9 protein-coding genes are annotated in these 12,335 nt (G+C 59.0%); all 9 read right to left on the bottom strand.

The window, feature by feature from the left end; all coding sequences use genetic code 11:
- Positions 1–5: 5 nt before the first annotated feature.
- The 9 genes from sucD to sdhC all read right to left on the bottom strand — a co-directional run bounded on the left by sucD (position 6) and on the right by sdhC (position 11,876).
- Positions 6–878 carry a succinate--CoA ligase subunit alpha gene (gene sucD / locus LLY24_RS05990; RefSeq protein WP_259035375.1) on the bottom strand — a complete coding sequence of 291 codons (873 nt, stop codon included), beginning with the start codon at positions 876–878 and terminating at the stop codon, positions 6–8.
- Entirely contained in the window at positions 878–2,044 is a 1,167-nt protein-coding gene (gene sucC / locus LLY24_RS05985) for an ADP-forming succinate--CoA ligase subunit beta (RefSeq protein WP_259035374.1), read from the bottom strand. Before sucC ends, sucD begins: the two co-directional genes overlap by 1 nt.
- 146 nt (positions 2,045–2,190) lie before the next feature.
- Positions 2,191–3,630 (bottom strand): dihydrolipoyl dehydrogenase, encoded by a 1,440-nt coding sequence (lpdA, locus tag LLY24_RS05980; RefSeq protein WP_259035373.1) that lies wholly within the window; start codon positions 3,628–3,630, stop codon positions 2,191–2,193.
- Positions 3,631–3,744: 114 nt separating this feature from the next.
- Positions 3,745–5,322: a 2-oxoglutarate dehydrogenase complex dihydrolipoyllysine-residue succinyltransferase gene (gene odhB, locus LLY24_RS05975; protein ID WP_259035372.1), complete on the bottom strand. Its 1,578-nt coding sequence runs from the start codon at positions 5,320–5,322 to the stop codon at positions 3,745–3,747.
- Between the two features lie 37 nt (positions 5,323–5,359).
- Positions 5,360–8,194, bottom strand: a complete 2,835-nt coding sequence (locus LLY24_RS05970; RefSeq protein ID WP_259035371.1) for a 2-oxoglutarate dehydrogenase E1 component — start codon at positions 8,192–8,194, stop codon at positions 5,360–5,362.
- 449 nt (positions 8,195–8,643) lie between these two features.
- Positions 8,644–9,354, bottom strand: coding sequence for a succinate dehydrogenase iron-sulfur subunit (locus LLY24_RS05965; RefSeq protein WP_259035370.1), 711 nt, complete (start codon positions 9,352–9,354; stop codon positions 8,644–8,646).
- A 27-nt stretch (positions 9,355–9,381) separates the two neighbouring features.
- Positions 9,382–11,154: a succinate dehydrogenase flavoprotein subunit gene (gene sdhA, locus LLY24_RS05960; protein ID WP_259035369.1), complete on the bottom strand. Its 1,773-nt coding sequence runs from the start codon at positions 11,152–11,154 to the stop codon at positions 9,382–9,384.
- Positions 11,155–11,157: 3 nt separating this feature from the next.
- Positions 11,158–11,505 carry a succinate dehydrogenase, hydrophobic membrane anchor protein gene (gene sdhD / locus LLY24_RS05955; RefSeq protein WP_259035368.1) on the bottom strand — a complete coding sequence of 116 codons (348 nt, stop codon included), beginning with the start codon at positions 11,503–11,505 and terminating at the stop codon, positions 11,158–11,160.
- Positions 11,499–11,876 (bottom strand): succinate dehydrogenase, cytochrome b556 subunit, encoded by a 378-nt coding sequence (gene sdhC / locus LLY24_RS05950; protein WP_259035367.1) that lies wholly within the window; start codon positions 11,874–11,876, stop codon positions 11,499–11,501. Before sdhC ends, sdhD begins: the two co-directional genes overlap by 7 nt.
- Between the last annotated feature and the right edge of the window lie 459 nt (positions 11,877–12,335).

The following is a 12,335-nucleotide window of genomic DNA, read 5'->3' as shown; positions in this document are numbered from 1 at the left end:
ATGGCTTACCAGCCGGTCACTTCCTTCAGCGCATCGCCGATTTGCGCCAAAGAGCGCACGGTTTTGACACCGGCGTCTTCGAGGGCGGCGAACTTCTCATCGGCAGTACCTTTGCCGCCAGAGATGATCGCACCAGCGTGGCCCATACGTTTGCCGGGAGGTGCGGTAACACCTGCGATGTAAGAAACGACGGGCTTGGAGACGTGCTCCTTGATGTACGCCGCTGCTTCTTCTTCTGCAGTGCCGCCGATCTCGCCGATCATGACGATGGCTTCGGTCTTCGGATCCTTCTCGAACATCTCGAGAATATCGATGAAGTTGGAGCCCGGAATCGGGTCACCGCCGATGCCAACACAGGTGGACTGGCCGAAACCATGATCCGTGGTCTGCTTGACCGCTTCGTAGGTCAGCGTGCCCGAACGGGAAACGATGCCAACACGGCCCGGCTGGTGAATATGGCCCGGCATGATGCCGATCTTGCACTCACCGGGAGTGATCACGCCCGGGCAGTTCGGGCCGATCAGGCGTACGCCCAGCTCGTCACACTTCACTTTCGCTTCGAGCATGTCGAGGGTGGCGATGCCTTCGGTGATGCAGACGATCAGCTTGATGCCCGCATTGGCGGCTTCAAGGATCGAGTCTTTACAAAACGGTGCCGGAACGTAGATGACGCTGGCTTCAGCGCCAGTCTTTTCGACTGCTTCGGCAACGGTGTTGAACACCGGCAGGCCCAGGTGGGTCTGGCCACCTTTGCCCGGTGTCACACCACCGACCATTTGGGTTCCGTAGGCAATCGCCTGTTCGGAGTGGAACGTACCCTGGCCACCAGTGAAACCCTGGCAGATGACCTTGGTGTTCTTATCGATCAGGATGCTCATTACTTGCCCTCCGCCGCTTTAACGACCTGCTGAGCCGCGTCGGTCAGACTGGTAGCAGCGATGATGTTCAGACCGCTGGAGGCCAGTTTCTCGGCGCCCAGCTCGGCGTTGTTACCTTCCAGACGAACGACGACCGGCACGTTGACACCGACCTGCTCGACGGCACCGATGATGCCTTCGGCGATCATGTCACAGCGAACGATACCGCCGAAGATGTTGACCAGTACGGCCTTGACGTTATCGTCGGAGAGGATGATTTTGAACGCTTCCGCCACGCGCTCTTTGGTCGCACCGCCACCTACGTCGAGGAAGTTAGCCGGTTTGCCGCCAGAGAGGTTGACGATGTCCATGGTGCCCATGGCCAGGCCCGCGCCGTTGACCATGCAGCCAATGTTGCCGTCGAGCGCAACGTAGTTGAGCTCCCACTTGGCAGCGTCGGCTTCGCGCTGGTCTTCCTGGCTCGGATCGCGCATCGCCTGAAGGTCCGGATGACGGTACAGGGCGTTGCTGTCGAGGTTGATCTTGGCATCCAGGCAGTGCAGGTTGCCTTCCTCGGTGATCACCAACGGGTTGATCTCGAGAAGCGCCAGGTCCTTGTCATGGAACAGCTTGGACAGACCCAGGAAGATCTTGGTGAACTGCTTGATCTGGTCGCCTTGAAGGCCCAGCTTGAAGGCCAGCTCACGCGCTTGGTAGGGCTGTGCGCCGACCAGCGGGTCGATCTCGGCCTTGAGGATTTTCTCGGGCGTTTCTTCGGCGACCTTCTCGATCTCTACGCCACCTTCGGTAGAGGCCATGAAGACCACACGACGCGTGGTGCGATCGACGACGGCGCCGAGGTAGAGCTCGGAGGCGATGTCGGTGCAGTTCTCGACCAGAATCTTAGCGACCGGCTGACCTTTTTCGTCAGTCTGGTAGGTGACCAGGTTCTTGCCCAGCCACTGCTCGGCGAACGCCTTGGCGTCGGCCGGATCCTTGATCAGTTTGACGCCGCCAGCCTTACCGCGACCGCCTGCGTGTACCTGGGCCTTGACGACCCACATGTCGCCACCGATCTTCTTGCAAGCCTCTGCGGCTTCCTCGGGGGTGTCGACCGCGAAACCCTTGGATACCGGCAGACCATAGTCGGCAAACAGCTGCTTGCCTTGATACTCGTGAAGGTTCATCGATTCATGCCATTGGTTGCATGTGACTCGAACGATGGCCCGCCCGTTTGAGCCGACCATCCCCGCACTTTCGATTCCTGCCGTTACCGACAAGGCCGAAAGTGTTGCGCCACCTCGAGGTGGCGCTTGGTTGTTACATCAGATAATTACTTGCGCTTCTTGCGATTGGCCATGTGAATCGCGTGACCGTCGACGGCCAGTGCGGCTTCATGGATCGCCTCGGAGGTGCTCGGGTGAGCGTAGCAGGTGAGCGCCAGGTCTTCGGCGCTAGAGCCGAATTCCATCGCGATCACGCCCTGAGCGATCAGCTCGCCCGCGTGCTGGCTGACGATGTGCACACCCAGAATGCGATCGGTTTCGGCATCGGCGATGATCTTGGCCATGCCCTCTGGAGCGTTGTTAGCCAGCGCCCGACCGTTAGCAGAGAACGGGAAGGAGCCCGTTTTGACTTCCACACCCTTGGCTTTGGCATCCTGCTCGGTCATACCGACCCAGGCGACTTCCGGCGAGGTGTAGATGACGCTCGGAATGGCGTCGTAGTTCACCTCGGCTTTGTGACCGGCGATGATGTCGGCAACCATGACGCCCTCTTCGGAGGCCTTGTGCGCAAGCATAGGGCCACGTACGCAGTCACCGATGGCGTAAACGCCGGGAACGTTGGTGCGGCACTGGTCGTCGACGAAGATGAAGCCGCGCTCGTCGAGCTCGACGCCTACGCCGTCAGCGACCACGCCCTTGGTGTAGGGGCGACGGCCAACGCAAACGATGAGCTTGTCGAAGGTCATTTCCTGATCGCCATCAGCGTCGGCGTACTTGACCACGACCTCATTATCCTTGACTTCGGAACCGGTGACGCGGGCGCCGAGTTTGATATCCAGGCCCTGCTTCTTGAGCAGTTTCTGGGTCTCTTTGGCAACGGCGGTGTCGACCATCGGCAGGAAGCTGTCCATGGCTTCGAGGACAGTGACCTCGCTGCCCAGACGGTTCCATACGCTGCCGAGTTCGAGACCAATGACGCCCGCGCCGATCACGCCTAGGCGTTTGGGCACTTCAGTGAACTCGAGCGCGCCTGTGGAAGTGACGATTAGATCGTCGGTCAGCGGCGTAGGTGGAATTTCAACCGGCACCGAGCCTGCGGCGATGACGATATTGTCGGCACTATAGGTCTGACTATTGCCGTCGTGGTCGGTGACTTCGACTTCCTTGGAGGAAACGACTTTACCGGTACCGTCTATAGCAGTAACACCGTTGGCCTTGAACAGCGCGCTGATGCCGCCGACGTTTTTATTGATGACCGAGTTCTTGAACGCCAGCATCTTCTCGATGTTGGGCTTGGGCTCGCCCACTTCGATACCGATCTCGGCGTAGTGATCGCGCGCCTCGACGAATTTGTGCGAGGTTTCGAGCAGGGCCTTGGAAGGAATACAGCCGACGTTCAGGCAGGTGCCGCCATGAACGGTCTTGCCTTCCTTGTTGACCCACTTCTCGACGCAGGCCGTCTTCAGGCCCATCTGTGCGGCGCGGATGGCGGCGACATACCCACCAGGGCCAGCACCGATTACGATCACGTCAAACTTGTCAGCCATGTTGGCTCCTTTAGCTTGGTGGCCTGCGCCATCACGACACAGGCTAGCGGTTGCACTTGTCTTTTCGCACCGAGTCTTTTCGCACCGGAGCCGCTTAGGCGACCCCGGCAGGCATCAGACGTCCAGCAGCAGGCGGGCCGGATCTTCCAGCAGTTCCTTGATGGTGACCAGGAACTGAACCGCGTCTTTGCCATCGATCATGCGGTGGTCGTAAGAGAGCGCCAGGTACATCATCGGGCGAATCTCGACCTTACCGTTGACCGCCATGGGGCGCTCCTGGATCTTGTGCATCCCCAGGATGGCCGTTTGCGGCGGATTGATGATCGGCGTCGACATCAGCGAACCGAAGATACCGCCGTTGGTGATGGTGAAGGTGCCGCCCTGCATCTCATCGATGCCGAGCTTGCCGTCACGCGCGCGCTTACCGAAGTCGACGATGGTCTTCTCGACGTCGGCGATCTTCATGCTATCGGTGTCGCGCAGTACCGGAACGACCAGGCCGCGCGGCGTGGAAACGGCCACACCGATGTCCTGATAGCCGTGGTAGACGATCTCGGTGCCGTCGATGGAAGCGTTGACGTCCGGGAAGCGCTTGAGCGCTTCAGAGGCCGCTTTGACGAAGAAGCCCATGAAGCCGAGCTTGGTATCGTGAGCCTTCTGGAAGGTGTCCTTGTACTGTGCACGCAGCGACATCACCGCGCCCATGTCCACCTCGTTGTAGGTGGTGAGCATGGCGGCCGTTTGCTGAGCTTGGACCAGGCGCTTGGCGATGGTTTGGCGCAGGCGGCTCATGGGCACGCGCTTCTCGGCGCGCTCGCCTTCAGCGGCAGGTGCAGCAGCGGCTTTGCTCGGCGCGGCCGCTTTCGCCGCCCCTTTCTTGGCAGAGCCCTCTTTGACCGCACGCTGAACGTCTTCTTTGAGAACGCGTCCGCCTTTACCGGTGCCTTCGATCTTGGCTACGTCAAGATCGTGCTCGGCGATCAGCTTACGCGCAGCCGGGGCCACGATCTTGTCGCCGATCTTTTCATCGCTGGCGCCATCGTCAGCAGAAGAGGCAGGCTCTTTATCCGCCGCCGTGCTGGCCTCGCTGCCACCGCCTTCGGTGAACACCGCAAGTACCGCCTCGGACTCGACCTGGCTGCCTTCCTCGGCTTTGATCTCGGCCAAGGCGCCGTCAGCGGGGGCTACGACTTCGAGCACGACTTTATCGGTCTCGATATCGGCCAGTACTTCATCGCGCTTGACCGCTTCGCCGACCTTCTTGTGCCAGGTCGCCACGGTGCCTTCCTGGATCGACTCCGGGAAGGTCGGTGCTTTTACCTCGTGGCGCTTGCCGGATGCGCTGGCGCTTGCCTTGGCGTCACCCTTCTCCTCTTTGGCTTCACCTTTGTCTTCTTTGGCGGCTTTCTCATCGCTGTCGGAAGAGGCTTCTTTCTTGTCGCTGCTGGAGGCGCTACCTTCGCCGATTTTGCCGAGAATCTGCTCGGACTCGACGGTATCGCCCTCTTCGGCCATGACATCGGTCAGGGTACCGGCTTCCGGCGCGACCACTTCGAGCACGACCTTGTCGGTCTCGATTTCAACGATCAGCTCGTCACGCTCGACGCTATCGCCAGGCTTCTTGTGCCATGCGGCGACCGTGCCTTCGGCAACGGATTCTGGAAAGGTTGGCGCTTTGATCTCAGTAGCCATGTCGTTTCCTTATGTATTCTCTAGGTCCGGTGGTCGCTTACAGGTTGAAGGCGTCTTCCACCAGCTGGCGCTGCTGTTCGGTATGGACGGACATGTAGCCGGCCGCGGGTGCTGCTGACGCCGGGCGTCCGGCAAATTTCAGATCGCGTCCCAGGCCATCCTTGAGCATGTCGACCACGGCACGCATGTGGTGCTGGCTCGAATACCAAGCGCCCTGGTTGAGCGGCTCTTCCTGACACCAGACCACGTCTTCGACGTTGGCGTAGCCGCTGAGAGCTTCGAAAAGCTCCTCTTTGGGGAACGGGTAGAGCTGTTCGATACGTACGATAGCGGTATCGCTGCGCTCGTTCTCCGCACGCCAAGCCGCCAGGTCGTAGTAGACCTTGCCAGCGCACAGAATCACCCGCGTGACTTCTTCGGCCGCGAGCTCCGCCTGATCGCCAAGTACCATGTGGAACTTGCCGTAGGCCAGTTCGTCCAGGCTCGATGTCGCTTCCTTGTGACGCAGCAGCGACTTGGGTGACATGACCACGAGCGGTTTGCGCAGCGGACGAATGACCTGGCGACGCAGCAGGTGATAGATCTGCGCCGGGGTCGTGGGTACGCACACCTGCATGTTGTTCTCAGCGCACAGCTGTAGGAAGCGCTCCAGGCGCGCCGAAGAGTGCTCGGGGCCCTGACCTTCGTAGCCGTGTGGTAGCAGCATGGTCAAACCACACAGGCGGCCCCATTTGGTTTCACCTGAGGAGATGAACTGATCGACCACCACCTGTGCACCGTTGAAGAAGTCACCGAACTGCGCTTCCCAGATGACCAGGTCGTTAGGTGCGGTAGTGGAGTAACCGTACTCAAAGGCCAACACGGCTTCCTCGGAGAGGAAGGAGTCATGGATGGTGAAGCTCGGCTGACCATCGGCCATGTTCTGCAGCGGTACGTAGGTCGAGCCATCCTTCTGGTTGTGCACCACCGCATGACGGTGGGAGAAGGTGCCGCGACCAACGTCCTGACCGGTAATACGGATCGGGTGACCCTGTTCGAGCAGTGTGGCATACGCCAGGGTTTCGGCGAAGCCCCAATTCATGGCCATGCCGCCCGCCTGCATCTTGCGGCGGTCTTCGTAGATCTTGGCGACCTGACGCTGCACTTCGACACCGTCTGGAATCTCACACATCTTCGCTGCCAGCTGCTGCAGGCGTTTCATATCGAAGGTGGTGTCGGCATCGCCGGTCCACTCGTGACCGAGATACGGCGCCCAATCGACGAACAGCGATTTATTGGGCTCGAGGACCAGCGCGTTGGCTACGTGGTTACCCGCGACCAGATCGTCGCGATAATTTTCGGCCAGCGCCTTGGCGTCCTCTTCCGAGAGCACTTTTTGGGCGACCAAACGCTCGGCGTAGAGCGTACGCGAAGAGGGGTGATCCTTGATTTTAGCGTACATCATCGGCTGGGTGCCGGAGGGCTCGTCGGCTTCGTTGTGGCCGCGACGGCGGTAGCACACCAGATCGATGACGACATCTTTCTTGAACTGCTGACGGTAGTCGAGCGCCACTTGAGTGGCGTGGATCACCGCGTCCGGATCGTCGCCGTTAACGTGAAAAATCGGCGCCTGAACCATCTTGGCGATATCGGTACAGTACTCGGTCGAACGCGAATCCAGGGGGTTGGAGGTAGTGAAGCCCACCTGGTTGTTGATCACGATATGTACCGTGCCACCGGTCTTGTACGCACGGGTCTGAGACATTTGGAACGTCTCCATGACCACGCCCTGACCGGCGAAGGAGGCATCGCCGTGAACGTTGATCGGCAGTACCTTCTCGCCATCGGGATCGTTACGTCGATCCTGGCGGGCGCGCACCGAGCCTTCGACCACGGGCGCGACGATTTCCAGATGCGAGGGGTTGAACGAAAGCGCCAGGTGTACTTCACCACCGGGCGTCATGACGTTGGAACTGAAGCCTTGGTGATACTTCACGTCACCGGAGCCGCGCTCGATGATCTTCTTACCATCGAACTCATCGATCAATTCGGCCGGGCTCTTACCCAGAATGTTGACCAATAGGTTGAGGCGGCCGCGGTGAGCCATGCCGATAACGACTTCTTTGGTGCCGTAGCCACCCGCACGCTGGATCAGCTCGTCAACCATGGGAATGAAAGCTTCACCGCCCTCGAGGCCAAACCGCTTGGTACCCGGGTACTTCGACGCCAGATAGCTCTCCAGCCCCTCGGCCGCCGATAAACGCTCGAGAATGTGTTTACGCACATCATCGCTAAACGTTGGAGCGCTGCGCACGGACTCGAAGCGGCGCTGCAGCCAGCGTTTCTCTTCGGTGTCGACGATATGCATGATTTCGCAGCCGATGGAGCGGCAATACGTCTGCTCCAGCGCATCGACGATATCACGCAGCGGCGCCTTATCGATCCCTAGGAAGAAAGAGCCTGTCTGGAATTCAGTATCCAGATCGCTCTTGGAGAGCTGGTGGAACGATAAGTCTAGGTCGGGAACGGGGGTGGGATTACGCAGGCCCAGCGGATCGATATTAGCCTTCTGATGGCCACGGAAGCGGTAGGCGTTGATCAGTTGAAGAACCTTGACCTGCTTCTTGTTCTCACCGCTGTCGGCAGCGGCAGCTACACGACCGGGGCGGCTTTCACGCCCCAACTGGTAGAACTGTTCACGGACCGGGCTTAGCGGAACATCGTGGGAGGCACTGCCCTCAGGACGGGGCAACTGATCGAAATAGTCGCGCCACTCGGTGGGGACAGCATCGGGATCGGCGAGGTACTGCTCGTAAAGCGCTTCCACGTAGTGAACATTGCCACCACTAACGTGAGAGGAACGCCACATCAACTCCATTATGCCTTGTTGCATCTCTCGGTCACCCTGCACTGATGGGGGTGGTATCGGCGTCATTGCAACGCGCAATGACATCGCTATTGCCCTGCCGGCGGGGCAAAACTTTGGCCGGCGGCACCGACCAAACGCCGGCAACCCTTCTAGCTCTTTATTTCATCTAACGCTTTATTTCATTGCGTGCAGCGGGCTAATTTTCAACCGCAAGCGGTGGATTAAAACGCGCACGCCTAACTCGTATTCTAGCGTAGCCGCTTTGGCTCAAAGCGACCCACTCAGCTCATGCTCAAAAGCCGGTACGCTCGGCACCGGCTTTTAAACGTGGCTGATCAAGCGATGTGACGCAATGTCGCATCACCTGACAGCCCCTATGATAGCAAGCGAAACGCCCAGATTTAAGTAGCTTTGGCACTCAAGCTGTATGACGTTTGCTTTTTATCTCTACTTCCTTGATTTAGACCATCGACTTAGGTCGCGTCGGCCAACAGCATCTCGCGAATCTTGCCGATTGCCCGCGTCGGGTTGAGGCCTTTCGGACACACCGCAACGCAGTTCATGATGCCGCGGCAGCGGAACAGCGAGAACGGATCTTCGAGTTCGCTCAAGCGCTCACGGGTCGCGGTATCGCGTGAATCGGCCAGGAAGCGGTAGGACTGCAACAGCCCCGCCGGGCCAACGAACTTGTCCGGGTTCCACCAAAACGACGGGCACGAGGTCGAACAGCAAGCGCATAGAATGCACTCGTAGAGACCGTCGAGCTTGTCGCGGTCTTCCGGCGACTGTAGGCGCTCGATGGCGGGCGCCGGGGTTTCGTTCTGCAGATACGGCTGAATGCGCTCGTACTGCTTATAGAACATTCCCATGTCGACGACCATGTCGCGAATGACGGGTAGGCCCGGTAGCGGGCGCAGGGTCAGCTTGCCGCCCTTGACCACGTCAGACAGCGGCGTGATGCAGGCCAAGCCGTTCTTGCCGTTCATGTTCATGCCGTCGGAACCGCAGACGCCTTCACGGCAGCTGCGACGATAAGCCAGGCCGCTGTCCTGCTCTTTCATCAAGTGCAGAACATCCAGAACCATCAGATCACGCCCTTTGGTATCGACCTGAAACTCCTGCATGTAAGGCGCGGAGTCGGTTTCCGGGTTGTAGCGATAGACGGACACCTGAAGATTGGACATAGTGACTCCCTCTCGTGAGTGCAGCGGTTAGTAGGTACGAACCTTGGGCTCGAAGGTGTCGACGGTTTTCGGTTTGAAGTTGACGTCGCGCTTCTTCAGCTCTTTGGTTGCCGGGAAGTAGAGCGAGTGCTTCAGCCAGTTGACATCATCACGGTCCGGATAGTCGTAACGCGAGTGAGCACCACGGCTCTCCTTACGCTCGAGGGCAGCGATCGCCGTCGCTTCTGCCACTTCCATCAGGTTGTCCAGCTCCAACGCTTCCACACGCGCAGTGTTGAAGGCGTTCGACTTGTCTGGCAGGTGGGCGTTGGCCACGCGCTCGCGCAGTTCGGCCAGTTTCTGTACGCCCTCTACCATGTTCTTCTCTTCGCGGAATACGCCAAAAGAATTCTGCATGATGTCTTGCAGTTCGGCCTTAAGCGCCGGCACGCTCTCGCCGCCTTCGGATTCGTTCCAGCGCGACATACGCTTCATGGCGAATTCGATATCGGACTCGGAGGCATCGAGGTAGTTGATACCTTCGTTCAGCGCGCCTTCGATGAAGATACCCGCAGCGCGGCCGAAGACCACAAGATCGAGCAGTGAGTTACCGCCCAGGCGATTGGCCCCGTGTACCGATACGCAGGCCGCTTCGCCACAGGCGAACAGGCCGTTGATGATCTGATCGTTGCCGTTCTCGTCCTGCATGATGGCCTGACCGTGCACGTTGGTCGGCACGCCGCCCATCATGTAGTGGCAGGTCGGCACGACTGGGATCGGATCCTTGGCCGGATCGACGTGCGCAAACGTCTTGGATAGCTCGACGATGCCCGGCAGACGCTTGCCCAGCACTTCCTCACCCAGGTGATCGAGCTTGAGGAAGACGTGATCGCCTTTGTCGCCACAGCCGCGACCTTCGAGAATCTCCATGACCATGGAGCGGGCGACAACGTCGCGACCAGCAAGGTCTTTGGCGTTGGGCGCATAGCGCTCCATGAAACGCTCGCCGTCCTTGTTGATTAGATAGCCACCCTCACCCCGACAGCCCTCGGTCACCAGCGTACCGGCGCCATAGATGCCGGTTGGGTGGAACTGCCACATTTCCATATCCTGCATCGGGAAGCCCGCACGCAGGGCCATACCGATGCCGTCGCCGGTATTGATCAAGGCGTTGGTAGTAGAGGCATAGATACGCCCGGCGCCGCCGGTGGCCAATACGGTTGCCTTAGATTTCACATGGACGACTTCGCCGGTTTCGATGCACATGGCGATACAGCCCACGACATCGTTGTTGGCGTTTTTGACCAGATCCACCGCGTACCACTCGTTGAGGAAAGTGGTGTTGTTCTTCAGGTTGTTCTGGTAAAGGGTATGCAGCAGCGCGTGGCCGGTACGGTCTGCCGCCGCGCAGGTACGCGCCGCCTGACCGCCTTCACCGAAGTTCTTCGACTGACCGCCGAAGGGGCGCTGATAGATACGGCCATTGTCGAAACGCGAAAACGGCAGACCCATATGTTCGAGCTCGAAAACCGCCTTAGGGCCTTCGGAGCACATGTATTCGGCGGCGTCCTGGTCGGCGATGTAGTCGCCGCCCTTAACCGTGTCGTACATGTGCCAGCGCCAATCGTCGTTCGGATCGGCGGAAGCGATGGCGCAGGTAATACCACCCTGAGCGGAGACCGTGTGGGAGCGCGTGGGAAAGACCTTGGAGAGCACAGCGGTCTTCTTGCCCGATTTGGCAAGCTCGAGCGCCGCGCGCAAACCGGAGCCACCGCCACCGATGATGATGGCGTCAAACGTTAGGCTACGAAGGTTAGACATGTATCAAGCTCCCCACAGAATTTGAATGCCCCACACCAGGAAAACGAAGATGGCCAGAATAATGACGGTCTGGGCACCTACCCGCAGGTGAGTTGGCTTAAGGTAATCGGTGGTCACGGTCCACAGGCCGATCCAGGCGTGCGCCGCCATGGAGATGAAGGCCAGCAGTGAGAAAATCCGCATCCACGTCTGAGCGAACAGGCCGCTCCAGGTGTAGTAGTCGAGGTCCGGGTTGAACAGCAGGTAAGCCACGATGAAAACCGCGTAGAGTGCCAGCACTACGGCGGAAACGCGCTGCATGAGCCAGTCGGACAGCCCACTACGACCAAAACTGGTAATGTTGGTTACCATACCCAGACTCCTGCCAGAATGATTAATACGGCGCTCACGACGACGGTGATCTGCGCCTTCTTCACGCTACCTTCCAAGGTGACGCCGATATCGGCATCCATCAGCAGGTGCTTGATACCTGCAACGAAGTGGAATGCCAGTGCCGACAGCAATCCCCAAGCGACCAGCTTGGCCAAAATGTTGTTGGCCAACACGTCGCTTACGGTTTCGAAGCCCGCCGGTGAAGATAGCGACTTGCTCAGCGCCCAAAAAGCGAAGATCAAGCCAACGAACAGGATGACACCGGTGATGCGGTGCGTGATCGAGGTCAGGGCCGGGAGTGGGAAATGTATCGTAGTTAGATCGAGGTTTACGGGTCGTTTGCTATTCACGGCGTTATACACACTCTCTTGGCCCGCTCTGCGACAGGTCGGGCATGGCCCGAGCGGGCGGTGGTTGCTGGAAGGGGCTCGGCCGTTGCCAAGTCTGGCACGACCACCTATCCGGCCGGTCGCGCGCCAAGATTATAAGAACCTTCGACCGCGCTGACAAACCAAACTCAAATTTAACTCGACCAATGGCGAAGACGAATTGTCGACCATTTTGGTCGATTTTGCGCTGCAGCATCGCTATAGTGAGTACAGGCTACCTTTTGATAAGCCTGTTAACCAGTTGATTGTCAACACGATACCCGCTTGCACACCTTGCACAAGCCTATAACAACAACACTCTATCCGAAATATCATGTACAACTCTGCGCAACGATCAGGCTAATTGACAAAAAGTTGCACGCTTCTATAGTGGGCAAGCCTTTTTGCCGGCGCGGTATACGAAACAACGACTTTTGCGTC

Origin of the sequence: Halomonas dongshanensis, from assembly GCF_024790395.1 — a bacterium.
GTDB lineage: Bacteria > Pseudomonadota > Gammaproteobacteria > Pseudomonadales > Halomonadaceae > Vreelandella > Vreelandella dongshanensis.
Note: the sequence above shows the minus strand (reverse complement) of the source record. Positions and strands in the feature narration are given on the sequence as shown.